22 protein-coding genes are annotated in these 25242 nt (G+C 63.9%); 5 read left to right on the forward strand and 17 right to left on the reverse strand.

The genetic code is table 11. The features are described 5' to 3' along the window. Nucleotides 1-273 precede the first annotated feature (273 nt). Nucleotides 274-3651, reverse strand: coding sequence for an ATP-binding protein (locus tag I2I01_RS08145; RefSeq protein ID WP_196285951.1), 3378 nt, complete (start codon nucleotides 3649-3651; stop codon nucleotides 274-276). Nucleotides 3652-4247: 596 nt separating this feature from the next. Here I2I01_RS08145 and I2I01_RS08150 point away from each other — a divergent pair. Beyond that, nucleotides 4248-4931 (forward strand): outer membrane beta-barrel protein, encoded by a 684-nt coding sequence (locus I2I01_RS08150; RefSeq protein ID WP_196285952.1) that lies wholly within the window; start codon nucleotides 4248-4250, stop codon nucleotides 4929-4931. Nucleotides 4932-5022: 91 nt separating this feature from the next. After that, complete coding sequence (locus I2I01_RS08155) at nucleotides 5023-7197, forward strand: bifunctional alpha,alpha-trehalose-phosphate synthase (UDP-forming)/trehalose-phosphatase (RefSeq protein WP_196285953.1); 2175 nt, start codon at nucleotides 5023-5025, stop codon at nucleotides 7195-7197. Nucleotides 7198-7428: 231 nt separating this feature from the next. On the opposite strand, the gene I2I01_RS08160 is transcribed toward I2I01_RS08155, so the two are convergent. From I2I01_RS08160 to I2I01_RS08170, 3 genes are all read right to left on the reverse strand, one after another. Continuing rightward, the gene (locus I2I01_RS08160; protein WP_196285954.1) at nucleotides 7429-9213 is read right to left on the reverse strand and encodes a glycoside hydrolase family 15 protein; all 1785 of its coding nucleotides are present in this window, start codon (nucleotides 9211-9213) and stop codon (nucleotides 7429-7431) included. Between the two features lie 199 nt (nucleotides 9214-9412). Continuing rightward, nucleotides 9413-10795: a chloride channel protein gene (locus tag I2I01_RS08165; protein WP_196285955.1), complete on the reverse strand. Its 1383-nt coding sequence runs from the start codon at nucleotides 10793-10795 to the stop codon at nucleotides 9413-9415. Between the two features lie 80 nt (nucleotides 10796-10875). Further along, nucleotides 10876-11286: a hypothetical protein gene (locus I2I01_RS08170; RefSeq protein ID WP_196285956.1), complete on the reverse strand. Its 411-nt coding sequence runs from the start codon at nucleotides 11284-11286 to the stop codon at nucleotides 10876-10878. 295 nt (nucleotides 11287-11581) lie between these two features. Here I2I01_RS08170 and I2I01_RS08175 point away from each other — a divergent pair, with 295 nt between their 5' ends. Next, nucleotides 11582-11746 (forward strand): hypothetical protein, encoded by a 165-nt coding sequence (locus I2I01_RS08175; RefSeq protein ID WP_196285957.1) that lies wholly within the window; start codon nucleotides 11582-11584, stop codon nucleotides 11744-11746. Nucleotides 11747-11769: 23 nt separating this feature from the next. Here the strand turns inward: I2I01_RS08175 and hemF are convergent, their stop codons facing one another. The 12 genes from hemF to I2I01_RS08235 all read right to left on the reverse strand — a co-directional run bounded on the left by hemF (nucleotide 11770) and on the right by I2I01_RS08235 (nucleotide 23708). Then, nucleotides 11770-12702, reverse strand: coding sequence for an oxygen-dependent coproporphyrinogen oxidase (gene hemF / locus I2I01_RS08180; protein WP_196285958.1), 933 nt, complete (start codon nucleotides 12700-12702; stop codon nucleotides 11770-11772). A 38-nt stretch (nucleotides 12703-12740) separates the two neighbouring features. Continuing rightward, on the reverse strand, nucleotides 12741-13664 hold the full coding sequence (locus I2I01_RS08185) for a universal stress protein (protein ID WP_196285959.1): 924 nt from the start codon (nucleotides 13662-13664) through the stop codon (nucleotides 12741-12743). A 90-nt stretch (nucleotides 13665-13754) separates the two neighbouring features. After that, nucleotides 13755-14477 (reverse strand): sulfite exporter TauE/SafE family protein, encoded by a 723-nt coding sequence (locus I2I01_RS08190; protein WP_196285960.1) that lies wholly within the window; start codon nucleotides 14475-14477, stop codon nucleotides 13755-13757. Nucleotides 14478-14601: 124 nt separating this feature from the next. Next, nucleotides 14602-15063, reverse strand: a complete 462-nt coding sequence (locus I2I01_RS08195) for a FixH family protein (protein ID WP_196285961.1) — start codon at nucleotides 15061-15063, stop codon at nucleotides 14602-14604. Nucleotides 15064-15203: 140 nt separating this feature from the next. Then, nucleotides 15204-16613: a cytochrome c oxidase accessory protein CcoG gene (gene ccoG / locus I2I01_RS08200; protein WP_196285962.1), complete on the reverse strand. Its 1410-nt coding sequence runs from the start codon at nucleotides 16611-16613 to the stop codon at nucleotides 15204-15206. Nucleotides 16614-16761: 148 nt separating this feature from the next. Further along, the gene (locus I2I01_RS08205) at nucleotides 16762-17616 is read right to left on the reverse strand and encodes a cbb3-type cytochrome c oxidase N-terminal domain-containing protein (protein WP_196285963.1); all 855 of its coding nucleotides are present in this window, start codon (nucleotides 17614-17616) and stop codon (nucleotides 16762-16764) included. Beyond that, nucleotides 17613-17936, reverse strand: coding sequence for a hypothetical protein (locus I2I01_RS08210; protein ID WP_196285964.1), 324 nt, complete (start codon nucleotides 17934-17936; stop codon nucleotides 17613-17615). Before I2I01_RS08210 ends, I2I01_RS08205 begins: the two co-directional genes overlap by 4 nt. Then, nucleotides 17930-18133: a hypothetical protein gene (locus I2I01_RS08215; protein ID WP_196285965.1), complete on the reverse strand. Its 204-nt coding sequence runs from the start codon at nucleotides 18131-18133 to the stop codon at nucleotides 17930-17932. Before I2I01_RS08215 ends, I2I01_RS08210 begins: the two co-directional genes overlap by 7 nt. 76 nt (nucleotides 18134-18209) lie before the next feature. Continuing rightward, the gene (gene ccoN / locus I2I01_RS08220) at nucleotides 18210-20432 is read right to left on the reverse strand and encodes a cytochrome-c oxidase, cbb3-type subunit I (protein ID WP_196285966.1); all 2223 of its coding nucleotides are present in this window, start codon (nucleotides 20430-20432) and stop codon (nucleotides 18210-18212) included. 91 nt (nucleotides 20433-20523) lie between these two features. Continuing rightward, nucleotides 20524-21033 (reverse strand): DUF2199 domain-containing protein, encoded by a 510-nt coding sequence (locus tag I2I01_RS08225; protein WP_196285967.1) that lies wholly within the window; start codon nucleotides 21031-21033, stop codon nucleotides 20524-20526. A gap of 56 nt (nucleotides 21034-21089) precedes the next feature. Beyond that, nucleotides 21090-21248, reverse strand: a complete 159-nt coding sequence (ccoS, locus tag I2I01_RS08230) for a cbb3-type cytochrome oxidase assembly protein CcoS (RefSeq protein ID WP_196285968.1) — start codon at nucleotides 21246-21248, stop codon at nucleotides 21090-21092. 27 nt (nucleotides 21249-21275) lie between these two features. Further along, nucleotides 21276-23708, reverse strand: coding sequence for a heavy metal translocating P-type ATPase (locus tag I2I01_RS08235; RefSeq protein WP_211537880.1), 2433 nt, complete (start codon nucleotides 23706-23708; stop codon nucleotides 21276-21278). 186 nt (nucleotides 23709-23894) lie between these two features. Between I2I01_RS08235 and I2I01_RS08240 the strand changes: the two genes are divergently transcribed. Next, nucleotides 23895-24389 (forward strand): hypothetical protein, encoded by a 495-nt coding sequence (locus tag I2I01_RS08240; RefSeq protein ID WP_196285970.1) that lies wholly within the window; start codon nucleotides 23895-23897, stop codon nucleotides 24387-24389. A gap of 23 nt (nucleotides 24390-24412) precedes the next feature. Further along, nucleotides 24413-24802 (forward strand): group III truncated hemoglobin, encoded by a 390-nt coding sequence (locus tag I2I01_RS08245; RefSeq protein ID WP_196285971.1) that lies wholly within the window; start codon nucleotides 24413-24415, stop codon nucleotides 24800-24802. A 79-nt stretch (nucleotides 24803-24881) separates the two neighbouring features. Here the strand turns inward: I2I01_RS08245 and I2I01_RS08250 are convergent, their stop codons facing one another. Further along, nucleotides 24882-25199 (reverse strand): cupin domain-containing protein, encoded by a 318-nt coding sequence (locus I2I01_RS08250; protein WP_196285972.1) that lies wholly within the window; start codon nucleotides 25197-25199, stop codon nucleotides 24882-24884. Nucleotides 25200-25242 lie beyond the last annotated feature (43 nt).

Raw genomic sequence — 25242 nt, forward strand, 5'->3', positions numbered from 1 at the left:
TTGCCAGGAAGCCCCGCGAGCACACGGGGAGTCCGCGCAGTCCCAGGCCAGCCGCTAGTAGGCAAAGCCTGCGGACACAAAAGCTGACCCGTAACTACCTCTTACAAAGTTGGAATTGAGGCTCCTTTAAAAAGGCACAATTCCCCGCCAATTTTGTCTTCTGCCGCATTTTGGCAGGGAATTACACCTTTCTGGCAGGCAAATGGCCTCTTTGCTTGGCCACCAGCACACCTGCTCCGGCCATCCGGGCGGCAGCCCGGCTTCCCCGAAACGTTACTTTTTCGACTTTCGGTAGTCGCTGGGCCGGCGACCAAAGCGCTCGGTATACAGGCTGCTGAAGTAGCTGGCCGAGGCAAAGCCCACCGCCTCGGCTACTGCCACCACCGTGCGGAAATCGCCGGCTTCGAGCAGCTGCCGGGCTTGGTTGAGGCGCAGCTCGCGCAGCCAGGCCGCCGGCGTGAGCCCAGCGCTTTCGCCCAACCGGCGGTAGAGGGTGCGCTCGCTCACGGCAAGCAAACCCGCCAGCTCGGCCGGCCCAAAATTCTCGTCGGCCAGGTGGGCTACCACCTGGGCCTGCCACTGGGCCAGTTGTTCGTTCGCTCCGGTTCCTTCGGTTGCCGCCGTGGCCGGTCCGGCGTCGGTGAGCGGAGCCAGCCCGGCCGGGACGGCGACTTCGGGCCGGTAGGCAAACTGGCGGCGCACGTTGTGGCGGGCCAGCAGCACTTGCACCCGGGCCAGCAGTTCGGCCGGGGCGAAGGGCTTGGTCAGGTAATCGTCGACCCCCACCGTGAGGGCGGCCCGGCGGTGGGCCTCGTCGGCCCGGGCCGTGAGCATGAGCACGGGCAGGCCGGCGCGGGCCGGGTCGGCCTTGAGCTGGGCCAGCAGCTCGGTGCCGCTCAGGCGCGGCATCATGGCGTCGGTGATTACCAAGTCCACGGGTGCTTCGCGGGTCAGCAGTTCCAGCGCGTCCTGGCCGTCAGTGGCCGTCAGCACCTCGTAGGTGGGCGCCAGTAGCTCGCGCAGGTAATCACGCAGGTCGGGATGGTCTTCCACCACCAGCACACGAGGTTTGGAGTTAAGAGTTAGGAGTGAAGAGTTAAGCGTTGGGGATATCGACGCGTCGTCAGACACAGGCCCTGTTTCCGCCCTCTTATTTCTTAAGTCCAGTTCATTCACTCCTTCACCTCTTAACTCTTCACTCTCAATTCTTAACACCGTAGCTGGAAAGCGCAGGGTGAAGGCGGCGCCCTGGCCGGGCTGGCTGGCCAGCGTGAGAGTACCCCCCAGCAGGGTAGCCAGCTCGCGGCTCAGGGCCAGGCCCAGGCCGGTGCCGCCCTGCGCCTGGTGTTGCTTGCCCTGGTAGAAGCGCTCGAACACCCGTTCCTGCTCGGCCGGCGCGATGCCGGGGCCGGTGTCCTGCACGGTCAGGGTGTAATAGCCGTCGGCAGCGGGCAGAGCGGCTGTTAGCGTCACGGTGCCGCCGGCAGGCGTGTGGTTCAAAGCGTTGCCGAGCAGGTTGGTCAGAATTTGCGCCACCTTATCCGCATCCAGCAGCAGATGCAGCCCCTCCGGCAGACGTTCGGGGCCGTGCAGGGACAGGCCCCGAGCGGCCGCCAGCGGCTCGAAGGAGGCCAGCAGGTTGCGCAGCAGCGGGGCCACGGCCGTGGGCACGGGCTGCACCGCCAGTTGCCCGGCTTCGAGCTTGGTCAGGTCCAGGATGCGGTTCACCAATTCGTGCAGGCGCTGGGCCTGGCGATGGGCCAGGGCCACGGCGGCGCGCGCGGCGGCGGGCAGCTTCTGGGCAGGGGCGTGCAGCAGGGTGTCGAGCGGGGCCAGCACCAGCGTGAGTGGGGTGCGCAGCTCGTGGCTGGCATTAGCAAAAAACTGGTTTTTGGCCGCATCCAGCTCACCCAGGCGCTCGGTCTGCGCCTGTAGGTGCTCGGTTTGCATCTGTAAGTGCCCGGCCTGCTCCTGTAGGCGCTCAGCTTGAGCTTGCAATTGGACGGTCTGAGCGGCCAACCGCCTATTGAGGCGGCGAGTGATGCGCAGGGCCAGTAGGATGGCCAGCGCTAGCAGGGCCAGCAGCCCCGCCCCGGCTGCGGCCAGGCGCACCAGGCGGGTCTGCTGGCGCTCGCGCTCGGTGAGATGGGCAATTTGGGAGGCCTGCTCGCGGCTACGGAACCGGGCCTCGGAGGCGGCCAGGGCCGCAAACTGCTGAGCCTGGCGCAAGGTGTCGGTGAGGGTCTGGGTGCGGCGGGAATAGGCGTAGGCGCTGTCGTAGCGGCCAACCCGGGCATAGGCTTGGGTAAGCAATTCGGTGAGCTGGCTCAGCGGCAGCAGGCTGCCCGACTGCTGGTAGCCGCGCAGCAGGGGCCGCAGCAGCGCCACGGCGGCCGACGGCTCGCCCATGGCTAGGGCAATTCGGGCCAGGGTTTGGCGGGGCTTGGGCTGGGGGGCGGTGCGGGGGTAGCGGGTGAGCAGGGCCACGGCTTCGGCTAGCAGGCTACGGGCCCGCTCGGGGTGGGTGGGCTGCTGCTGCCAGGCCGTCAGGCCCAGGGTCAGGGCTTTCACTTCGGCGTAGGGCTGGTTGCGAGCGGGCCAGCCGGCCACCGCGGTGTCGGCGCTGGCCCCGCGGCGAAGCCAGGTGCAGGCGCGGCTCAGCCAAGGGGCCGCCTCGGCCGGCTGGCCGGCTTGCAGCGCCACCTGAGCCGGCACCAGGTTCAGGCGGGTGAGCAGCAAGGCGTTGTAGGGAGCGGCCCGCACCAGGGCGGTGGCCTCGGCGGCCAGGGCACTGGCGTAGGCGGGCGGGCGGCTGCTGTGGCCCTCCAGCAGCAGGGGCAGGTAGTAGCTCAGCAGCACGTCGGCCAGCGCGCCCCCGGCCGGGTCTCGGTTGGCGGCTGGCTGGGCGTAGCGGCGATAGGTAACCAGGGCCTGCTCATACGCCTGCTCGGCTTGGGGGTAGTTGCCTTGGGCGGCATAGGCTTCGCCTATCAGGCACTGCGTCCAGCCGATGCCGTTCAGGTTACCTTGCCGTTGGTAGAGGTTTCGGGCCCGCTCGTAGTAGCGCAGCGCCAGGGGCAGGCGGCCCAGCACGCGACCGGCCGAGCCGGCATTGGCCAGCGTCCCGGCCAGCAAAAGGGGGAGGGGTTGGCCCGAGTTGGTGGGCCGGGTGGTGGCCGGGTCGGGCGTCAGACTGCTGTCGGGCCCTGCTCCCTGAAACTGCTGAACCGCCTGCTGGTAGTAGTAGAGAGTGCTGTCAAAGTTGCCCCGAACGTAGTGCTGCCCGGCTAGCTCGTTGGCCAGCGCTATCACAGCGGCCGGCCGCTGTTGCCTTTGCCGCGCCCCGGCCAGCCGCCAGGCCCGGCCCAGGTAGTAGGCGGCAGAATCGGGGCGGTGCCGGTCTTGAATAGCATGCGCCAGGCGCACATAGGCCAGCAGCCGCCCGAGCGAGTCGGCGGGCAGACGGTGGGCCAGGTCGTTGACCCGGGCCGGCGGGGCTAAGACATCGGACGGCTGCCGCCCGGTGGTTTGGGCCGGGGCAAGATGGGTTGCAAGCAGCCCACCCAGCAGCAGGTATGCCCGTCCGCCCCGGCCCCAGGTCTGGTAAGCCCGGCGACAGCTAGCAAAAAACGGACGGCAGACCGGCAACACAGTGATAGGCAATGGGTGAGAGTGGCGGCAGTTGAGTAACTCGCCGGCACGGTGCTCCGAACGATTCGGCCGCTTGGCCGGCCCCAAAGTTGCGTAAGCACAGGCCAGCATCCAACCTAACCTCTGCCAATCGACGCCAATTGGCTTGAGCAGCCCGTAATTATCAAAGAACAATACTCACAATCAGGCGCACCGCGCCCCGCCGCTGTACCAGGTTGAGTTCCGCCAGGCGCTCGTTGGCCAGGTCTAGGTAGGGACCATGCTCGAAGTTCATGTAGTCCATTTTGAGCTAAAACTGAGTTGGGTCCGCATTGAACATTTTATCCAGCCGGGTCAAATTGTGCCCAGACGAGCGCAGCTGCTTCGGCGCATGTCAGGCGCATAGCTAACGTTGGGGCGATGCTGGCTTTTGCAGCTCTATGCAGAACACTTCTCCCAGTTTATGAAGGGAATAAGATGTTCTGCATAGGGCTGACGGGTAGCGAATTATATCGAATGAGACGTTTTTTCTGGCTGGGCCGGCTTTGAATGCTCCGATTTAGTAGCCAAAGCCCGGACGTACGCTCTATCTTTTCGGCTCCTTATTGGCCTTCCTTATGCCCTGCCCGCGTTTTCACCGCTTCTTTGCCCTTGCTCTGTTCCTGATTCCCGCTTGGGCCAGGGCCCAAAGCTCGGATGTCCCAGCCGAACCGAAACTGTACCTGGGCTTGCGCGCAGGCTACAGCAACTACACCATCACCGGCACAGAAGTAGACCTGCACACCCGGCCCGGGGCCGACCAGGTGCTGCGCGTGCCGGGACTCACGGCTGGGGCCGTGGTGCGGCGGCGCCTCTACAAACCTTTGTCGGCGCAATGCGAAGTGCTCTACGTCCGCGAAGGCGGTAATTTTACCCGTCGGGTATTTACCGGTAAATCGACCTACGACATTGATTGCGTGCAGGTGCCGCTGCTGCTGGACGTGCGCCTGGGCGGGCCATCCGGCCCCGCGCTGCACCTGCAAGGAGGCGTGGCCTTTGTGGCGGTAGTCAACGGCGTGGAGCTCGACGCGACGTCGTTTGCCCCGGGGAATCGGTTTAACAACCAGGGCAGTTTCTGGGCGCAGGCGTATGGTGCCGAACTGGCTTGGGCCCACGAGCGGCGGGTGTACACGCTCACCGCCCGTTTCACCCAGGACTTAACCGACTATTACCAGCGCGATTACCAGGGCACCCCTTACCACGCCCGTAGCCACGGCTTTTCCATCTCCGCGGGCATGCTGTTTGCTCAGCAGACGCATTAAAAGGCGGCGGGTGCGGTCCTAAAAGTGCGTGAATTCGGCGAAAAGTGGCTTTTTGCCGTAAACAGGAAGATTATTCATTCTTCCTGTTGCTATGTCACGAACGATTATTGTCTCCAATCGCCTGCCTACGAAAGCCCTGCGTACCGACGACGGCCTTGCTTTTCAGCCCAGCGAGGGCGGGCTGGCCACCGGCCTGGGCTCCATCTACCGGGCCGATGGCAACGTGTGGGTAGGCTGGCCGGGTTTGTTTGTTGAAGATGAAGCCGAGGCCACTTTTGTAACCGAGCAGTTGGCCGCCGACAGCATGGCGCCGGTGTTTCTGACCGAAGACGAAATCCGCGACTACTACGAGGGCTTCAGCAACGGCACGCTTTGGCCCACCTTTCACTACTTCGCTCAATTGGCAGTGTATGAAGAGGACATGTGGAAGGCCTACGTGGCCGTGAACGAGAAATTCTGCCGCGCTGTGCTGGAGCAGGCCGGCCCCGACGACACCATCTGGGTGCACGACTACCAGCTGCTGCTATTGCCCGAAATGCTGCGCGCGGCCCGCCCGCAGGCCACCATTGGCTTTTTCCTGCACATCCCGTTTCCGAGCTACGAGCTGATTCGGGTGCTGCCCTGGCGCACCGAACTGCTGCAGGGCATGCTCGGGGCCGACCTGATTGGCTTCCACACCTTCGGCTACATGCGGCACTTTCTCAGTGCCGTGTCACAGTTGCTGGGCCTGCCCAACCAGCACGGCCAGATTGAAACCCCCACCCGCTCGGTGCTGGTGGATGCCTTCCCGATGGGCATCGACCACCAGCGCTACGCCGACGCGGCAGCCTCGGAAGCGGCCGATGCACACGTGCGCGAGTACCGCGAGGCGCTGAAGGAGGTGCGCGTTATCCTGAGCATCGACCGGCTCGACTACACCAAGGGCATTGCCCAGCGGCTGCGGGCGTTTGAGCTGCTGCTGTTGCGCTACCCCGAATGGCGCGGGCAGGTAAGCTTGCTGATGGTGGTGGTGCCCTCGCGCGACCAGGTGGCGCAATACGCCGACCTGAAAGTGGAAATCGACGAGCTGGTGGGCCGCATCAACGCCCAGTACCGCACCATTGCCTGGAACCCGGTGCACTACTTCTACCGCTCGTTTCCGCTGGAAGAGCTGGCCGCTTTCTACCGCTTGGCCGAGGTGGCGCTGGTGACGCCCATGCGCGACGGCATGAACCTGGTGGCCAAGGAGTATGTGGCCAGCAAGGCCGACCAGCGCGGCGTGCTCATTCTGAGCGAGCGGGCCGGGGCGGCGCGCGAGCTCTCCGACGCCCTCATCATCAACCCCACCGACACCGGCCAGCTGGCCGAGGCCATGCATGAGGCCTTGGTAATGCCCGAGGAAGACCAGATAGCCCGCATGACCAACATGCAGGCCTTGGTGCGCCAGTACGACGTGTTTGCCTGGACCAAGCTGTTTATGGACCGGCTTGCCCATGCCAAGAGCCAGCAGCAGACATTGGCTACCACCAAGCTCACCCCCGCCGCCACCCAGCAGCTCAAGCAAGACTACCACGCTACCGAGCGCCGCCTGCTGCTGCTCGACTACGACGGCACGCTGGCGCCTTTCAATGCAAACCCCCAGCGCGCCAAGCCCGACGAGGAGCTGCGCCTGTTGCTGCGGGCCCTCACCGACGAGCCGCGCAACCGCGTGGTCATCATCAGCGGGCGCGACCGGGCCACCTTGCAGGAGTGGCTGGGCCACCTGCCGCTCGATTTTATTGCCGAGCACGGCGTGTGGCTGCGCGGCCAGGGGGAAGAGTGGAGCTTATTTCAGGAGTTGCGGGCCGACTGGAAGCAGGACATCCGCCCCGTGCTGGAATTGTACGTGAGCCGCACGGCCGGCTCCTTCATTGAGGAAAAAGACTATTCGCTGGTGTGGCACTACCGCCGCGCCGATGCCGAGCTGGGCGCCAGCCGCGCCCGCGAGCTCACCAGCCACCTCACCTTCATGGCTTCCAACACCGAGTTGCAGGTAATGGAAGGTAACAAGGTGGTTGAAATCAAAACCGCTGGCATCAACAAAGGCACCGCGGCCGCTCGCACCGTGAGTAGCTACCATCCCGATTTCATCCTGGCCATCGGCGACGACCGCACCGATGAGGATACCTTCCGCGCCCTGCCGCCCGATGCCTACACGCTGAAGGTGGGCAGCGCGCCCCGCTCGCTGGCGCGGTTCCACGTTGATGGGCCTGCGGCGGTGCGGGGGCTGTTGCGGGAGCTGCTGTAAACAGGTAGCCAGCTTGGACTACTAACTAAACGGTCATGCTGAGCGCAGCCGAAGCATCTTTACCGCGCTGTTTGTCATGCTGACGAAGGAAGCAGCTTATCACCGACGAACGTTTATTGTTCTAGCTTGATAAGGTCCTTCGCTTTGCTCAGGATGACAGACGGGGAGGTAGAGAGATGCTTCGGCTGCGCTCGGCATGACGTTCTACTTTTTCGTCAACATAGAAGCGGCCTACACAAAATTCGGCCTATCCAGCTTCTTGGCAATGCGGTAGGCCGCATTCATTAGTCCCACGTGGCTATAGGCTTGCGGGAAGTTACCCCACTGCGAGCCCGTCTTGGCGTCCACGTCCTCAGAGAGAAGGCCCAGGTGGTTGGCATAGGCAATGAGCTTCTCGAACTCGCGAATGGCGTCGTCGAGCCGGCCTACGCAGGCTAGAGCCTCCACGTACCAGAAGGAGCAGATGAGGAAGGTGGTTTCGGGCGTGCCGAAGTCATCGGCGTGGCGGTAGCGGTAGAACAGGCCCTCGGGTGTCTTCAGCTCCTTTTCCAGCGCTTCGAGGTGGCGGCGGGCGCGGTCGGAGTGCGGGTCGAGGTAGCCCATGAGGATGAGCTGAAGCGTGCTGGCGTCGAGGTGGGGCGAGCCGATGGCGTTGGTGTAGGCCCCCAGCTCCTCGCTGTAGCACTGCTCGATACGGCGGGCCGCTTCCTCGTTCAGCTCGGTGGCGAGGGCTTCCATTTCCTTATTGCCCAAGGCGCGCGCAGTCTGGCGGGCGGCGTGGCTGCCGGCCCAGTGGAAAAGGTAGGTATAGCAGTGGTACTGCGCCAGGTTGCGGAATTCCCACAGGCCGGCGTCGGGCACGTCCATGGTGGCGTCAATCAGGCGCAGGGCCTCGTACATGAGGGCTTCGGGGTTGGCCCGCTCGCGGTTTACGAAGCGCTGGTCCACATAGAGCGGCAGCAGGGCCACCAGCACCTGGCCGTACACGTCGTTCTGCACATGGGTGTAGGCGTCGTTGCCGATGCGCACGGGCTGGTTGCCCAAGTAGCCTTCCAAATCCAGTTCCTGCTCCACCAGCTCCGTGGTCCCGCTGATGCCATACAGCGGCTGGTACTTGCCCTTCACTTTGCCCGAAAGGTTGGCGATGTAATGGAAGTAGCGCTCCATCTCTTCGAAGTGGCCGATGTTGTTGAAGGCCGTGAGGATATAGTAGGTGTCGCGCATCCAGCAGTAGCGGTAGTCCCAGTTGCGGGTGCTGCCGGGCGCTTCGGGCAGGCTGGTGGTGGTGGCCGCAATGATGGCACCGGTGTCCTCGTACTGGTGCATCTTCAAAGCCAGGGCCGAGCGAATCACCTGGTCCTGGTGGAAGTTGCCGATGCTCATGTTCTTCACCCACTTGCGCCAGTAGTCGCCGGTGGCACCCAGGAAGCGCTCCACGGTGCTTTCCAGCGGGGCTTCCAGCGGCGCGCCGTAGGTGAGCACGAGGTACTTGGTTTCGTTCAGGGCGAAATCTTCGCCGTCGAGCACGTAGGTGAGGGCGATGTTGGTGGTGAGGCGGATTTCCTCTTCCAGGCCCAGATAAGCAATGTGGTTGGAGCTGCGCCGGTGTGTGAGCGGCTTGCGGCCGTACTCACCCACGGGGTTGCACACCACCCGCACGCGGGGCGCGCCGGCCAGCGGCTCCAGCTTCCGGATGAACATCAGCGGCTTGTAGTACCGGTCGTACTGCTCGAAGCGCGGCGCGAAGTCCGTGACGCGGTAGCGCCCGTCGGCCGTCGTGATTTCGGTGCGCAGCACGTTGGTATTTTCCTGGTAATACTGCTTCGACTCAAAGGCCGCGCCGTGGGCCGGCCGTACGCTGAACTCGCCACCCTTCTGCGTATCGAGCAGGCTGCCAAATACAAAGCTGCTGTCGAAGCGTGGCCAGCAGAGCCAGGCCACTGACGTATCGGTGTTGATGAGGGCGAGAAAGGCGCAGTTGCCCACCAAGCCCATGTCATAGGTGTGTTTCGTCATCAGGTCGGGGAAAGGAGCGGTGGCCCACCGGGCCGGCTGCCAGGGTGTACCCCGTTTTCTGAGTCGAGGTTACTAGCTGGGGTGGGAGTAGAGGCCGAAGACGCCTGTCATCCTGAGCGCAGCGAAGGACCTTCTCCCGTTAGAAACCTTGACGTGAGAAGGTCCTTCGCTGCGCTCAGGATGACAGGCGTCCTAACTCCTACCCCCGCACGGCCTCCCGCCGGTCCACTTCGCCTGCTTCGCGAACAAACCCTGCCTTGAGGTGCTCATAAAGCGAGTGCGGGTCTACCAGCGCGGCCACGGCCTGGGCCAGCAGGCCGCTGATGAGCAGCTGGAAAATGGCCGAGTGCCGGTCCGTCATTTCCAGCACCAAAATGGCGGCCGTGAACGGCGAGCGCACCACCCCGGTCAGGAAACTCACCATGCTCACCAGAATGAGCAGGTTGCGGTCGGCCACGGCCACGTCGAACACCTGGCAGATGCCGTCGCCCAGAATGGCCCCAGCGCTGAGCGAAGTAGCAAACACGCCGCCTGCCCCGCCGCTGCTGTAGCTCAGGGCCATGCCCGCGAAGCGCACCGGAAACAGGTACCACGGCGTCTCGCCGTTATTCTGAAACAGCAGCCGGTTGATGATGGGCTTGCCTGTGCCCACGCCCTCGCTGCCCACCAGGTAAGCCAGGCAGCCCAGCAGCAGCCCGCAGCCCAGCACCCAGCCCGCCTGCGCCGCCAGCGTGCCGAAGCGCTGGCGGTAACGCCCCAGCCAGAGCAAGGTTTTGGCAAACACCGCTCCGGCCAGCCCGCACACCACCGCCACCACAACCACCAGCACCTGCACGCGCCCCACCGCCGGCACTATCTTGGGAAAGCCCAAGTATAGGTAAGGCCCCAGAAACGTCTGGGCCGTGAGGCCGGCAATGATGACGGCCGTAAACACCGCCATGCGAAACCGCGCCATGTGCATCTGCGTCAGCTCCTCCACTACAAACACGATGCCGCCCAGCGGGGTATTGAAGGCCGCCGCCAGCCCCGCCGCGCCGCCCGTCACCAAGGCAATCTGGCGCGAGAGCTGGGGCCAGCCGGCCGGCTGTAGCCGGTTGATGGCCCTGAAAATGGCCGCCGAAATCTGAATGGTAGGCCCCTCGCGGCCAATTACGCCGCCGCCCAGCAGCAGCACCACGCTGCTCAGCACCTTCACCACGGCCACGCGCAAGCTCAGCAAATAGGCCGTGCGGCGGTGCTGGCTGGGGTTCGAGAGCTCAATGCCTGCCATCACCTGCGGAATGCCGCTGCCCCGCGCCGCCGGGGCCCATTGCCGCACCAGCAGCCACGAGGCGCCAAACGCTAGCGGCGTGAGTCCGAAGGCCAAAAGCGGCTCGTGGCGCAGCCAAGCAAAGCTCATCTGCTCGGCCCAGCCAAATACTTTCTCGTAGCCCACAGCTACTCCGCCCACCAATACCGACGCAAACCAGAACGGGAAGCTTTGCAGAATCAGCCGCCGCACCCGGTCGGTATAAAAGGGATGGATAACGTGCTGGTCGAGCCAGGCCAGCACGCGGGCATAGCGGGAATCGGATTCGGACATTGATTAGGATAAGGAAGCAAAAGCACAAAGGACGGGGGCCTTCGTAAGCGTGCGGTGAAGCCGGCCGTTCCGTCTTTGAGCTATTGGGCCTCCAGCCAGGCTGTGGCCTGCGCAATGTCGTCGAAGACGGCTACTTCGGCATGGCGGCCCAGGGCTTCCACCACCTCGTCGGTGTGCAGGCGGCGCTGCGGGTCGGGGCTGGGCAGGGCGGCGTAGCGCACGCGCGGTATTTCCTCTGCCGTGTTGGGAAACCACTCGGTAAGCAGCCACTCGCGCTCGGTGGGCGCAAAAGCAGTGGGCATGGCGCGGTGGTCGGCCAGGATGCGGCGCAGCTTGTAGCGCAGCAGCAGGTTGCGGGCGTGCACGTAGAGGGCCCGCAGTTCGGGCCCGTGCAGGGGTTCGCCCGTCCAGTGGAGGTATACGAAAGAGCCGGGCACGTACAGCACCGACCCGACGGCATTGGAAAAGTAGTGTTTCGTTTCTTCTAACATTGAAAGAGATGTGTCACAGCCGCTTGTCTATTGAGGCAATTGGGGGCTGGCAAGCGGTAAAAATCTAAGATAGTGTTCAGCCAGTGCTATAACGGCGGCGGAAGCAGAAAAGATAGAACCCGTCACTGACGCATGTGTACTGGCTTGCTTGCTCATCGGTCCGCGGGCAGTCTTGACTTACTAGTGGGTGCAAAAAAAATACTACCTGACGAAAATCAGCCGATTGGCTGATTTTCGTCAGGTAGTATTTATAGATTGAATAGTATTTTTGCCATTCATCTCAATTCCCACCATCATGCTTACCGCTGCCGACGCCCTGCAACTCGTGTTTTGCGCATCCACCGTTACGGCGGCCGTCCGAGCCGGCTGGTGCACCACTGCCACCCCAGCGGTGGTAAAGGTGGCGGAGCCGCCTCTGGTATTGCCGGTGCCGGCACTGCGGGCCGTGGCCTGGGCCTAAACCGGGCCGCTTACCCTTTTTACTTACTGTCCCACATTAAGCCAGTCTACGCCCGGCCGCAGCCACTGCTGGGTAGTGGCTTCGCACGAGTCCGGTTCGGGCGTCAGGTTGTAGTGCCAGTCGGCCTGGGGCGGCAGGCTCATCAGGATGGATTCGGTGCGGCCGCCGGTTTCGAGGCCGAAGCGGGTGCCGCGGTCAATGGCCAGGTTGAACTCGGCATAGCGGCCGCGGCGCACGCGCTGCCACTGCAACTCTTGCTCGCCGTAGGGCAGGCCCGCGTTTTGGCGCATGATGGCGCTGTAGGCCCGGCCGTACACCTCGCCCACGTCCTGCACGAAGGCGAATAATTCCTCGAACAGCCCGTCGCGCCCCACCGTGAGGCGGTCGAAGAAAATGCCGCCCACGCCGCGCGTTTCGCGGCGGTGGGGCAGGTAGAAATACTCGTCGGCCCACTGCTTGAAGCGCGGGTAATAGCTGGTGTCGTGGCGGTCGCACACCTCGGCAATTTGCTCGTGGAACCGGCGGGCCTGCTCCGCATCCACATAAATCGGGGTGAGGTCGAGCCCGCCGCCAAACCAGGCCTCGCCGTTGCCGGCTTCGAAATACCGCACGTTCATGTGCGAAATGGGCACCATGGGGCTGCGCGGGTGCTGCACCACGCTCACGCCGGTGGCGAAGTAGCGGCGGTCGGGCATGAGCAGCTGCCGGGCGGCCCGCTCGTCCATCTCGCCCCACACGGCCGAAAACGCCACGCCGCCTTTTTCCAGCACGTTGCCTTGCTGAATGACGCGGGTGCAGCCGCCCCCGCCGCCCTCGTGGGCCCAGTCGTCGCGGCTGAAGGTGGCGCCGCCGTCGGCGGCTTCCAGGCGGTGGCACAGCCAGTCCTGGAACTGGCGCATCCAGCTTTCCACCACGGTGCGCGGCGGGGCAATGGGAATTAGAACGGAGGGAGTCATGAGGTTTAGAGAAAAAGCAGAAGAAAAACGGCCGGGGCTTAGGCCCAGCGCACGGCGTGGTAGTTGGCGAGGGCCAATTGGGGGGCGGCCTCCTGCGCCAGGCGGGCGGCGCAACGGTCGCAGCAGGCCACCTGCGGCTGGCGCTCGGCAGCCGAGGGCAGCACCAGCGCCGGAATGCGGGTGTGGTAGGCCTGCGTGGTGGCGTAGCAGGCATCGAAAAAGCGCAGCAATTCTTCCGAACTGCCCGGCGCGATGATGAGCAGCTGCGCCTGCATGTGGGCGCAAAAGTCGCCGATGCCTTCCAGCGGTGCGTCGTCTTCCAGCAGATGCGTGGCGCTGAAGGGCCAGGCCAGGTGGGCCGAGGCCTTGCTGAGGGCTTGCTTCAGCTGGCGGCGCTGGGGCCGGTCGGCGGGGGCATAGAACTGCACCAAGTCGAGCGGGGCCGGGAAGGCGCCTTCCAGCGCCGCCAGACGGGGCAGGATGTGCAGCCCCAGCGTGCGGAAATCGGCCGAAAACACCATGCGCTTGGGCAGGGAGCGGCGGCCGGCCGGCACCACCAGCAGGGGGCAGCTCACCAGCTTGGCAATGGCCGCGGCGTGGTTGCCGGGCGCCTCCTGCCGGCCGCAGTCGATGTGCTCCAGGCCCATCAGCACAAGGTCGGCGGCGCAGCGCAGCACTTCCTCGCGGATGTGGTCGTGCAGGCAGCCGGCCAGCACGCGGTAGTGGTACTGAATGCGGCGGCCATCCTGCCGGGTGAGCTGCTGGTAGCGCAGGCGCTCCACCAGGCCGCGCAGCCGTTGCTCCTGGACGCGCAGCTCTGCCAGCGGCTGGCCGGCGGCCGGCTTGGGGTGGCAGTAGAGCACCACAATTTCGGCCGGCCAGCGCACGGCCAGCTTGTTGGCGTAGGCCAGGGTGTGTTCAGCAGCAGCAGTGTGGTCGAGGGCAACAAGCAGGGTTTTCATTAGGGAATGGGGGAGAGGGGAGCAGGGAAGAAGGAATAAGGCGAAGGAGGAATGGGTCTGGTGGCTAATGTTTTCTCACTCCCTATTTGTCTAGTGGCAGTAATGGACGGTAAGCGGCTGGGCTGCGGTCGTCGCTTCGGTGGCTGCATCCAGCTGCGGGCTCAGGTAGGGGATGCCCAGCCCCAGCCCGCGCACGATGAACAGCACCGCCAGCCCCGACGCCGCATAGGGCACCACCCGGCGCAGGCGGCCGCGCCACTCCAGCGGCACCAGTTGCCCGCTCAGGGCCAGGCCCAGCATCAGCGGCAGGGTGCCCAGGCCGAAGCAGGCCATATAGGCCGCCGCGCCCGTCACGCCCGGCGCGCTCAGGGCCCCAGCCAGGGCCAGGTACACCAGGCCGCAGGGCAGCAGGCCATTGAGCAGGCCCGTTGCATACAGCGCAGGCCAGGAGTTGTGCTGAAACAAGCCGGCCAGCGTGGTTTTCACCCAAGTCAGCGGCCGGGCCAAGCCCAGTGCGGCGGCCAGGCGGCCGGTGTGCCGCTCGGGCACCGCTACCAGCAGCAGAATCAGCACACCCGAGGCAATGGACAAGCCCTGCTGCACGCCGGCCAAGCGCAGGCTTTCGCCCACCAGTCCGGCCCCGGCGCCCAGGGCAGCGTAGGTGCTCACGCGCCCCAAGTTGTAGAGCAGGCGCCCAGTCAGCAGCTGCCCAAAGCCGCTCCGCTGCCCCGGCAGGGCCAGCGCAATGGCGCCGCACATGCCCACGCAGTGGAAGCTGCCCAGTAAGCCAAACAGAAAGCCAGCGAGAAGCATGAGATGGGAGGAGGGGAGAGGGGAAGGTGGGGAGTTGGGGAGTTGGGAAGGAGAGAATGTTGATTGGGAGACAGAAGAAGGTCTTTAGATATCCCTCTCTCCACCTCCCTCTTCCCCCTCTTACCTAAATGGTGAGTTCTTTTTCGACGAAATAGGCCTGGTTGCCGGCCGTGAAATCGAGGCGCACGCGCCAGTAGCCGGGCTGCATTTTGCGGGTGCTGAGCACCTGCGCGGCACTTTGCAGCGGCAGGATGAAATCGAGCTTTTGGTTGGAGGGGCGGAAGAAGTGAATTTGGCCCTGCACGGCCTGGCCGGCCAGCGTGGGCGGTAGTTGCAAAGCCAGCTCCTGCGCGGCGGCATCGTGGGTGAGCTCTACGGGGGCAGGGAGCGCCGCCGTGCGGGCCACGGATTCCATGCGCTGGGTATAGGCCAGCTCCTGCTTGTAGTAGTCGGCGCTAACCAAGTCGACGCTGGTGCGCATGGCCTGCTGCACCATGAAGCCGATGTAGCCCGCGAACAGCACGAACACGGCAATAATGGCGTAGGGCCAGAGGGTGGTGCGGGTTTTGGGAACGGTGGTGACCATGTTATTGGATGGTTTGGAAGAACGTCATGCCGAGTGCAGCCGAGGCATCTCGCTCGTTTCGTTGTGGGAGCATTGATTACTGCGGCACGCGAGATGCCTCGGCTGCGCTCGGCATGACGGGCTGGTTGGTGGCTAAAGCCTCACTGTGCCGGCCCGAGAAACTTGGTGCTGGTTTCGGCAATGAGCTTGTTGCCGCTGAACAGGCCGATGCGGATGGGCTGATTGGTGCGGTGCAGGGACGTGCGGGGTAGTTCGGCGAAAAACACGCCCTCGGCAATGCCTTGCGCAGGCAGCTTGAGGCCATTGCTACCCACCAGCGAGATGCGGCCCTGCGCGGGCTCCAGCACCCGCAGCGTGAGCGGGTAGGGGCGGTTGGTTTTGTTGATGACCGAGATATTGTAGAGGTTGGTGATGGTGCCGTGGCTGGTTTTCTGGAAGAGCTGGCCCGGCGTGCGCAGCACCGTGGCCGCCACGTTGGCCCGCGATACCAGCAGGCCCGTGAGCACCAGCAGCAGCCCGGCCAGTACCCCGGAAAGGGCCTTCACGCGGCGCGTGACGCGAAACTTGGTGCCGTTGGCAATGTCATTCTCGGTGGCGTGCCGAATCAGGCCCTCAGGTTTGTTGATGAGGGCCATGATGTTGTTGCAGGCGTCGATGCAGGCCGTGCAGTTGGTGCATTCGAGCTGGGTGGCACCGTTGCGGATGTCGATGCCCGTGGGGCACACCTGCACGCACTGGTTGCAGTCGATGCAGTCGCCGGCGGTGCGCAGCTGGTTTTTGCGCAGCTTCTCCCGGGGCTCGCCGCGCTGGTAGTCATATGCTACCACCAGGCTGTCTTTGTCCACCAGCACACCCTGCAGGCGGCCGTAGGGGCACACAATGGTGCACACCTGCTCCCGAAACCGGGCAAACACCGCGTAGAAAATGCCGGTGAAAATCACCATCGAAGCCAGCCCGCCCAGGTGGGCCGAGGGTGCGTCCGTCACCAGTTTCAGCAGTTCATCGGTGCCGATGACGTAGGCTAGAAACGTGTTGGCAATGAGAAAGGAAATGGCCAGGAACAGCGCGTGCTTGGTGGTTTTGCGCCAGAGTTTGTCCCAGTCCAGGGCGCGGCGGTCGAGGGCTTTTTGCTGGGGCGCGTCGCCTTCCAGCCAGTACTCGATGCGGCGGAATACCATCTCCAGAAAAATGGTCTGGGGGCACACCCAGCCGCAAAATACCCGCCCATACACCACCGTGAACACAATGATGAACACCAGAAACGTGAGCGAGCCCAGCAGCAGAATGAAGAAATCCTGGGGCCAGAAAATCTGCCCGAAGATGATGAACTTCCGCGCCGGCAGGTTGAGCAGCAGCACCGGCAGGTCGTTGATGCGAAGCCAGGGCCCAGCAAACAGCAGCGCCAGAAACCCGTAGCTGAGCAGCTTGCGGTAGCGGTAGAGGCGGCCGCTGGGCTTCTTGGGGTAGAGCCACACCCGTGCCCCTTTCGCATCTATCGTGGCGATGGAATCGCGGTACGAGTCGTTGGGTTTGAATTGGGTGGTGGACATGGGAGGTAATGAATTAATTGAACGGTCATGCTGAGCGCAGCCGAAGCATCTCTACCGCTTCGTTGTGACAGCATTGAATTAGTTGCGCGGTAGAGATGCTTCGACTGCGCTCAGCATGACCGTTCTGAAATGTGTTTTCGAACCCACACTACCGCTTGGCGACCGCCGGTGCCTCTTTCTCGCCCTGTGGGGGCTTGGCGTTTGCCGGCTTCGAGCCTTGCAGACTCAGCACATATGATGTTACCTGCAGAATCTGCTTGCCGGAGAGCTTGCCTTTCCAGGCCACCATGCCCTTGCCGTTGACGCCGTACTTGACGGTTTTGTAGACGTGGTTCACCTCGCCGCCGTGCAGCCAGTACTCGTCGGTTAGGTTAGGGCCCACTTTGCCTTCGGCGTTGGCGCCGTGGCAGGGGGCGCAGTTGGTGGCGAAGAGGCTCTTGCCGGTGCTCAGGTCGGCCGGGGCGGTGAGGACCGTGTAGGTGGTGAGCTGGTTGGGGTCGTCGGGGGTGCTGGCCACGAGCAGGGCGGCTTGCTGCATTTCGGCGGCGTATTCGGCTCCTTGCAGCTGGCCAGTCTTGAGGACGTGGTAGTAGCCCACGTAGCCGATGGCGAAGACGATGGTGAGGTAGAAGCCGTACTTCCACCACGGCGGCAGGTCATTGTCGAACTCGTGGATGCCGTCGTAATTGTGGTCGAGCAGCTCGTCGCGCACCTCGCCCTTCACCAGGCGAGCGTCGCCCACCAGCAGGCCCAGCACCCGGCCGCTCCAGGTGTCGTGCACGGTGGGCAGGTTATACAACTGGCGCAGTTGCGGCCGCATCCAGCTGATGAGGGCCACGAACAGCAGCAGAAACACCAGCAGCACCAGCACCAGCGTGCTCAGCAAAAACCAGAGCATGGCCCGTTGCGGGTCCGAAACCGCGGCCCCCGTTTGGGCTGCGGCGGGGCCGGCCGTCAGCAGCAGCGCGGCGGCCCCGGATAGCGCTAAGCAGTGGCGGCTCATGCGTAAACTTCTTCGCGGGTGGCAACTAAAGCAGCTTCGGCAACAGCCGGGGCCGGGGCCTGAACCGGGGCTTGCGGCGCGGCTGGTTGGGCAGCGGCCTCGGGCTCTTGCTGGTCTGCGTAGCGGCGCTGGGCGGCCGAAGTCACCGAGGCGCCCGTCATCACTGCCATCAGCAGCACCACGCCGGCCATCCACCACACCACCCAGCTCAGGATGCTGGTGGGCGTCGGCCCTGCGGTGGGGGCAGCGGTTTGGGCGGCGGCGGCAAAGCCGGTCAGCAGGCCCAGGGTAGTCAGCGAGAAAGTGCGAAGGGTTAGCATATCACGTCGTGGTTGAGGTTGGATTGCAGGGTGGGTTCGTCATCGAGCAGCGGCATTTGGCTCATGGCGTGGAGATGCTGGCGGCTGCTCAGCAGCACAAACACCAGCAGCCCGAGGAAGAAAAGGCCGAAAATGACCAGCGAAATCACGGGGTAGATGCCGACCCCGGCGATGGATTGCAGGACGTTTTTATCCATGGGTAGTAGCGTGGACTCTGCGAGTCTGCGTATTAGTGGTTGTCGTTCGGGAGGGCGCGGACTCGCAGAGTCCACGCTACTGCGCGGCGGCCGTGGCGCTGGCCGTAACTTGCTCGGGCTTCACCTTGATGTCGGTGCCCAGGCGCTGGAGGTAGGCAATGAGGGCCACGATTTCCTTGTCGGGCATCACCTCGATTTCTTCTTTTTTCAAATCGGCCACGATGCCTTGGGCTTGCTTTTGGGCGTCGGCCACGGCCTCGTTTTCGAAGCCGGCAGGGTAGGGGGTACCCAGGTGGCGCAGGGCCTTAATCTTGGCCGGCAGCATGTTGTAGTCGATTTTATCCTCGAACAGCCAGGGGTAGGGCGGCATGATGGAGCCGGGCGACATGCTGGTGGGGTCCATCATGTGGTTGTAGTGCCAGGAGTGGGGGTATTTGGCGCCCACGCGCTGCAAATCGGGCCCGGTGCGCTTGCTGCCCCACAGGAAGGGCCGGTCGTACACGTACTCGCCGGCTTTGCTGTACTCGCCGTAGCGCTCGGTTTCGGAGCGGAAGGGGCGCACCATTTGGGTGTGGCAGTTCGAGCAGCCTTCGCGGATGTAGAGGTCGCGGCCCTGCAGCTCCAGCGGCCGGTAGGGCTTCACGGAGGCAATGGTGGGCACGTTCGACTTCACCAGGAAGGTCGGAATCATCTCCACCGCGCCGCCGATGAGGATGGCCACCGTGGCACCCACGGCCAGCTGAAAGGGACGACGCTCAATCCAGCGGTGCCAGTGGCCCTCGTGATGGGCTTCCACCAAGGCAGCGGGCAGGAGGGCCGGCGCCTGAGCTTTCTCATTGGCCAGCAGCGAGCCGGCTTTGGCGGTTTTGATGAGGTTGTACATCATCAGGAACACGCCGCTGAGGTAGAGCACCCCGCCGATGCCGCGCAGGTAGTACATGGGCACCAGCTGCAGCACGGTTTCGAGGAAGTTGGGGTATTGCAGCATGCCCTCGGCATTAAACTGCTTCCACATCAGGCCCTGCGTGAAGCCGGCCCAGTACATCGGGATGGCGTAGAACACGATGCCCAGCGTGCCCAGCCAGAAGTGCGTGGTGGCGAGCTTCTTCGAATACAAGGGCGTGCGGTAGAGGCGCGGCCACAGCCAGTAAAGCACGGCGAAGGTGAGGAAGCCGTTCCAGCCCAGGGCACCCACGTGCACGTGCGCTACAATCCAGTCGGTAAAGTGCGCAATGGCGTTTACGTTCTTGAGGCTCAGCATCGGGCCCTCGAAAGTAGCCATGCCGTAGGCCGTGATGGCCACCACCATGAACTTGAGCACGGGCTCCTCGCGCACCTTGTCCCAGGCGCCGCGCAGGGTGAGTAGGCCGTTAATCATGCCGCCCCAACTCGGCGCAATCAGCATCACCGAGAAAGCCACGCCGAGGCTCTGGGCCCAGTCGGGCAGAGCAGTGTAGAGCAAGTGGTGCGGGCCGGCCCAGATGTAAATGAAAATCAGCGACCAGAAGTGAATGATGCTCAGTCGGTAGGAATACACCGGCCGCTCAGCTGCCTTGGGCAGGAAGTAGTACATCAAACCCAGGTAGGGCGTGGTGAGGAAGAAGGCCACCGCGTTGTGGCCGTACCACCACTGCACCAAGGCATCCTGCACGCCGGCATACAGCGAATAGCTTTTCAGCCAGCCCACCGGCAGCTCCATGGAGTTGACGATGTGCAGCACGGCCACGGTCAGGAAGGTGGCGATGTAGAACCAGATGCCTACGTAGAGGTGCCGCTCGCGCCGTTTGGCGATGGTGCCGAACATGTTCCAGCCAAACACCACCCACACCAGCGTGATGGCGATGTCGATGGGCCATTCCAGCTCGGCGTATTCCTTGCTGGTGGTGAAGCCCAGCGGCAGCGTGGCCACGGCCGACAAAATGATGAGCTGCCAGCCCCAGAAGTGCACCTTGCTCAGCACGTCCGAAAACATGCGGGCCTTACACAGGCGCTGCAAGGAGTAGTACACGCCCATGAAAATGCCGTTGCCGACGAAGGCGAAAATCACGGCGTTGGTGTGCAGCGGGCGGATGCGGCCGAAGGTGGTGACGGCCGTGTTCATGTTGAGCTCGGGCCGAGCCAGCTGGAAGGCGGCCAGCACGCCCACCATCATGCCGATGATGCCCCACACCACGGTGGCAATCCCGAAGTTGCGGACAATCTTGTTGTCGTAGAAAAAGGTGTCGACGGCCCGGCCAGGGGTAGCCGGAATAAGCGGCGGCGAAGGGGCGACAGTCGGAGCAAATGAAGCGGCCTGCATGGGTCGGAGAGGGGTTGTTTTTATTACCCCAAAGGTCCGGCAAGCCCTTTTTTGCCTGGCTGAGCGAAATCAGACGGCTGCCTGATTGTTGTCAGGCGGCCGTACCGTGTAAGGCTATTTCTACCAGTTCAATCACGCGTTGCCAAGTGATGCCGCTCAGTTGGTCAGCGCTTAATGGATGGCCTTCCTCAGTTACCTCAATGAGCGGAATGCTGCCGACTGGCTGCGTGTGGACCAGCGTTTTCAGGTTCAATGTTTCGGGGTAACCTGGGAGGCTGGTTTGTAGCCAGCCAAAGTAGGCCGGCTCGTTCACGCGTTCGGGGTCGTGCCATACCTCATTGGTGCGCCAGAAATTTGCTTCGCTCAACGTCGTCCACACGTCCCAGCAAAACACTTCGGTGGAATCAATTACTGGTATTTCAATTCTGCCCCGAATGAAAAAGTGGGTGTCATCAATGATGCACAGGCTTTCCGTCAGTTCAATCCGGCTTTCCCTTTCATCCGCCGGAATACTGAAATAATAAGCGGGGAATTGTGCGCCGAAGCACATCGGAAACTCAGCATGAAATTCTCCACATTTTGAACACGTAAAACCATCCATGCTGCTTGGCTGCAATAAGCTTGAAAATGCTATCAAGATACCGCAAGCCGCTTTAGCTACTTCTCATCAGGCAGGGCTTCATCTTCAAAAAGCATGCGTATAGAAGGCGTGTAGTCGTCCTCGTACTGCCCCGAGCGCACGGCCCACAGGAAAGCGCCCAGAAACGCAAGGGCTACGCACAAGCTGATTCCGATAAGGATGAATATGATTGACATGGTGGGATTGGTGTATAAGTGCGATGATTACAGCCCGCGCCGCCTGGCGGCCAGCTTAACCAGCAGCGTGGCAAATACCATTACGCTCAGTGAGCTGATAGGCATGAGAATGGCAGACACGATGGGCGTGAACCGGCCCTGCACCGCCAGCCCCAGGCCGATGCCGTTGTAGCAAAACGACAGCACGAACGTGGCCAGCACGATGTGCAGGCAGTCCTGCGCGAATCCCAGCACGGTGGGCAGCCGGCCGAAGCTGCCGGCTTCGAGGATGCCGTCGCAGGCGGGCGAGAAGTTGGTGAGCGTGTCGGTGAGGGCTAGGCCGGCGTCGGCCTGCTGCAGGGCGCCGGCGTCGTTGAGACCGTCGCCCACCATCACCACGCGGCGGCCCTGCTGCCGGAGCTGTGCCACGTAGTCGAGCTTCTGCTGTGGGGTTTGGTGGAAATGCAACTCAGCTTTCGGGCCGAACAGCTCGCGCAGGCGGGCGCGCTCGGTTTCGTTGTCGCCCGAAAGCACAGCCAGGCGGTAGGTCTGGCTGAGCTTGGCTAGCACCTCGCGCAGGCCTTCGCGGTATACATTGTGGAAGGTGAAGCAGCCGCTTGGGCCACCCTCGAAGCTGATGTAAACGCGGGACTGCCGCACGCCGGCCTCGCCTGCGGAGTCGCCAGCCTGACCTACGAAAGCGGCAGAGCCCACGCGCACCGTCACACCACCCACCGTGCCGCGCACGCCTGCGCCGGGCACTTCGGCAAAATCAGTCACAGCCAGCTGGCCCGAAGGCAGTTCAACCGCCAGGCGCTGGCTGAGCGGGTGCGTGGACTGGCGCACCACGGCCGCCACGGCTTGCTGCTGCGGCAGGCTGAGCACCGGCCCCGCGTATTCCACAGCCGAGCGTTTTACATCGGTCAGCGTACCGGTTTTGTCGAATACCAGGGTGTCGGCGCGGCCCAAGGTTTCGACCACGGCGCTGTTTTTGAGGTAGAGCTTGTGGCGGCCCAGCACCCGCAACGCGGCCCCCAGCGCAAACGGCGTGGCCAGCGACAGCGCGCACGGGCAGGCAATGACCAGCACCGATGTGCAAGCCCGCAAGGCCATGGCCGGGCTGCTGGGGTACCAGTAGGCTGCTGCGCCCACGGCCAGCAGCAGCGTGAGGGCCACGAAGTAGCGGCCCACTTTATTGGCGTAGGTTTCCAGCGTGGCGGTGTCGGCTTTCTGGAAGGCGGGGTTGTTCCAGAGCTGGGTGAGGTAGCCCTGCGACACCTCGCGCACCACTTCCAGCTCCACGGCCTCGCCCACCTGGCGGCCGCCGGCATACAGGGTGTCGCCGGGCGCTTTGGCCACGGGCTCGCTTTCGCCCGACACGAAGCTGTAGTCAATCAGGCCCTGGCCGCGCAGCAGCACGGCATCGGCCGGAATAATTTCCTGGTGCCGCACCCGAATGCGCTGGCCGGCGCGCAGCTCCCGCACCGGCACGGCCTCCTCGCCGGTGGGCGTGAGGCGGGTGGCGGCCACCGGGAAGTAGGAGGTGAAGTCGCGGTCGAAGCGCAGGGCGTCGTAGCTGCGCTGCTGCACCCATTTGCCGATGAGCATGAAAAACACCAGCCCTGTGAAGGAGTCAAGGTACCCCGGCCCGCGCTGCGTGACGATTTCAAAAACGCTGGTCACGAACAGCGCCGTGAGCCCCAAACTGATGGGGAAATCGAGGTTGATGTAGCGCTGCCGCAGCCCCTGCCAGGCCGAGCGGTAGAAGCCGCGCGCACTCACCAGCAGTACCGGAAGGGCCAGCAGCAAGCTCAGCCCGCCAAAAAACTCCCCAAACGCGGCCTGCAGCTGCGCCGTGAAGGAAAAGTAGTCGGGCAGGGCCAACAGCATCACGTTGCCGAAGGCAAAGGCCGCCACGCCCAGCTGGTAATACAGCGTGCGGTTGGCGTGGTGGGGCTGGGCGCCTAGTTCGGCCAGCGTAATCTGCGGCTCGTAGCCCACCGAGGCCAGCAGCGTCACCACCTCTTTCAAGGAAGTAGCGGCCGGCTGGTAGCTCACCGTAAGCTCTTTGCGCAGAAAATTGACCCGCGAGGCCGTGATGCCCGCATTCAGCTTGAACAGGTTTTCGAGCAGCCAGATGCAGGAGGCGCAGTGCATTTGCGGGATGCTGAGCGTGAGGCGCGCCAGCGTGGGCGAGCGAAACGCCAGCAGCTGTGTCTGCACCGATTCCAGGTCGAGGTAGTCGAAGCGGCCGGGCAACTCCACGGGCTTCACCTTCTGGCCGGGGCGCTCATCGAGGCGGTAGTAGGTGCACAGGTTGCGGGCCGCCAGCAACTCGTACACCGCCCGGCAGCCCTGGCAGCAGAAGCTCAATTCCGGCTCCTCGGCCAGCCGGATGGGTTCGTCGGGGCAGGCGTCGCCGCAGTGGGCGCAGGCGGTATGGGTGAGATTTTCGGCAGGGGCAGGGGCGACGATAGGCACGGGCAGGCAGGAAAATTGGCAACCGCAAAGCTCCGGCCCCCCGCGCCGGGCCCGGCTGACGAACATCAGGCCCGCGGCTGATTGTTTTCAGGCCCCGGGCACCGGCGCGGACTCAATTTTGTATCATCTTTTCGCTAGCTGCAAGGTCTGCTCCGCGCCGGGCTTTCGCTCTTTTTCCGTTGTCGTATGTCTGCTGTTCGTCCTGCTGGTTCGTTGCTGCTGGTGCTGTCGCTCTTTGTGTGGGCGGGCCTGGTGGCCGGCATTTCCTTTCTCGAAGCTCCGCTGAAGTTCACCGCGCCGCACATCACCGTGCCGCTGGGGCTGGGCATCGGCCGCATCGTGTTTGCCGCGCTCAACAAGCTGGAGCTGGCCCTGGCCGGTGCAGCCCTGCTGAGCGCGGCCCTACGGCGCGCCCCGGCCCACCTGTGGGCGGCGCTGGCCCTGCTCAGCACGGTGCTCCTGCTCCAAACCCTGTGGCTGCTGCCGGCCCTCGACCTACGCGCCACCGCGCTGCTGGCCGGCCACCCGCCGCTGCCCAGCAACCTCCACAAAACCTACATCGGCCTCGAAGTGGTTAAGCTTATCACGCTGCTGCTGGCCGGCAGCTGGGCCTACCGTTGGGGCACCCAAGCTCCCCAGGCAGCTCCGGTGCCCGCGGCCGCTCAGCACCAGCTGGCCTGATATTTCGGTTCTTATTATTCGCCATGACCACGCCCCGCCCCGACATCACCACCGAAGCCGACGTGCGCCTGCTCGTCGATACGTTCTACGCCCGCGTCAACGAAGACGCCCTGCTCGACTCTATTTTCAACGGCTTCGCGCAGGTAGACTGGGCGCACCACCTGCCCAATATGTACGACTTCTGGAGCGGCCTGCTGCTGGGCACCAGCCGCTACCACGGCCGCCCCTTCCCCAAGCACGTGCCGCTGCCCATCGATGCCACGCACTTTCAGCGCTGGGTGGCCCTGTTCTGCGCCACCGTCGACGACCTTTTTGCCGGCCCCACCGCCGAGGAGGCCAAGCTGCGCGGCCGCGCCATTGCCCAGGTATTCGAAACGCGGCTGCAGGCACGGGGCCCGCTTTCGGTGCTGTAACCCGCATTTTTGACCAAAAAAAGCCCGGCCCGCGTCCTGATGTTCAGGGTGCGGGCCGGGCTTTTTGGTGGGTTGCTGGTTAGCGGAAAATCAGAATGCGGGCCGCTTCCAGGCAATCCAGCGCATGCGGCGCCCCGGCGGGGATAACGAGGTAGTCGCCTGCTTCCACTTCTGTGGAAGTTTCGAGCACCGTGATGACGAGCCGGCCGGCCAGCACCGTCACCAGCACCTCAGCGGGCGCGTGGTGGGTGGGCATTCGCTCGCCGGCAGCGAAGGTTTTGTAAATGACTTTCTGGCCGTTTTTGTCGAGCAGCACCAGGGCTTTTTGCTCGCCCGCCGGCGTGTGGTGGCCGGCCAGCAGGCTGCCGGTTTTCAGGGGTGGATAGGTGGTCAGCATAAGGGTTTGACGGTTGAATGAAGACGCTGCAAACCTACCGGCC

Source organism: Hymenobacter properus, from assembly GCF_015694735.1.
Classification (GTDB): domain Bacteria; phylum Bacteroidota; class Bacteroidia; order Cytophagales; family Hymenobacteraceae; genus Hymenobacter; species Hymenobacter properus.

What these genes read in the sequence shown, in the direction of transcription:
- I2I01_RS08150 (WP_196285952.1), top strand. Translation starts at nt 4,248, where the DNA reads ATGCCCTGCCCGCGTTTTCACCGCTTCTTTGCCCTTGCTCTGTTCCTG.
- I2I01_RS08155 (WP_196285953.1), top strand. Translation starts at nt 5,023, where the DNA reads ATGTCACGAACGATTATTGTCTCCAATCGCCTGCCTACGAAAGCCCTG.
- I2I01_RS08160 (WP_196285954.1), bottom strand. Translation starts at nt 9,213, where the DNA reads ATGACGAAACACACCTATGACATGGGCTTGGTGGGCAACTGCGCCTTT.
- I2I01_RS08165 (WP_196285955.1), bottom strand. Translation starts at nt 10,795, where the DNA reads ATGTCCGAATCCGATTCCCGCTATGCCCGCGTGCTGGCCTGGCTCGAC.
- I2I01_RS08170 (WP_196285956.1), bottom strand. Translation starts at nt 11,286, where the DNA reads ATGTTAGAAGAAACGAAACACTACTTTTCCAATGCCGTCGGGTCGGTG.
- I2I01_RS08175 (WP_196285957.1), top strand. Translation starts at nt 11,582, where the DNA reads ATGCTTACCGCTGCCGACGCCCTGCAACTCGTGTTTTGCGCATCCACC.
- hemF (WP_196285958.1), bottom strand. Translation starts at nt 12,702, where the DNA reads ATGACTCCCTCCGTTCTAATTCCCATTGCCCCGCCGCGCACCGTGGTG.
- I2I01_RS08185 (WP_196285959.1), bottom strand. Translation starts at nt 13,664, where the DNA reads ATGAAAACCCTGCTTGTTGCCCTCGACCACACTGCTGCTGCTGAACAC.
- I2I01_RS08190 (WP_196285960.1), bottom strand. Translation starts at nt 14,477, where the DNA reads ATGCTTCTCGCTGGCTTTCTGTTTGGCTTACTGGGCAGCTTCCACTGC.
- I2I01_RS08195 (WP_196285961.1), bottom strand. Translation starts at nt 15,063, where the DNA reads ATGGTCACCACCGTTCCCAAAACCCGCACCACCCTCTGGCCCTACGCC.
- ccoG (WP_196285962.1), bottom strand. Translation starts at nt 16,613, where the DNA reads ATGTCCACCACCCAATTCAAACCCAACGACTCGTACCGCGATTCCATC.
- I2I01_RS08205 (WP_196285963.1), bottom strand. Translation starts at nt 17,616, where the DNA reads ATGAGCCGCCACTGCTTAGCGCTATCCGGGGCCGCCGCGCTGCTGCTG.
- I2I01_RS08210 (WP_196285964.1), bottom strand. Translation starts at nt 17,936, where the DNA reads ATGCTAACCCTTCGCACTTTCTCGCTGACTACCCTGGGCCTGCTGACC.
- I2I01_RS08215 (WP_196285965.1), bottom strand. Translation starts at nt 18,133, where the DNA reads ATGGATAAAAACGTCCTGCAATCCATCGCCGGGGTCGGCATCTACCCC.
- ccoN (WP_196285966.1), bottom strand. Translation starts at nt 20,432, where the DNA reads ATGCAGGCCGCTTCATTTGCTCCGACTGTCGCCCCTTCGCCGCCGCTT.
- I2I01_RS08225 (WP_196285967.1), bottom strand. Translation starts at nt 21,033, where the DNA reads ATGGATGGTTTTACGTGTTCAAAATGTGGAGAATTTCATGCTGAGTTT.
- ccoS (WP_196285968.1), bottom strand. Translation starts at nt 21,248, where the DNA reads ATGTCAATCATATTCATCCTTATCGGAATCAGCTTGTGCGTAGCCCTT.
- I2I01_RS08240 (WP_196285970.1), top strand. Translation starts at nt 23,895, where the DNA reads ATGTCTGCTGTTCGTCCTGCTGGTTCGTTGCTGCTGGTGCTGTCGCTC.
- I2I01_RS08245 (WP_196285971.1), top strand. Translation starts at nt 24,413, where the DNA reads ATGACCACGCCCCGCCCCGACATCACCACCGAAGCCGACGTGCGCCTG.
- I2I01_RS08250 (WP_196285972.1), bottom strand. Translation starts at nt 25,199, where the DNA reads ATGCTGACCACCTATCCACCCCTGAAAACCGGCAGCCTGCTGGCCGGC.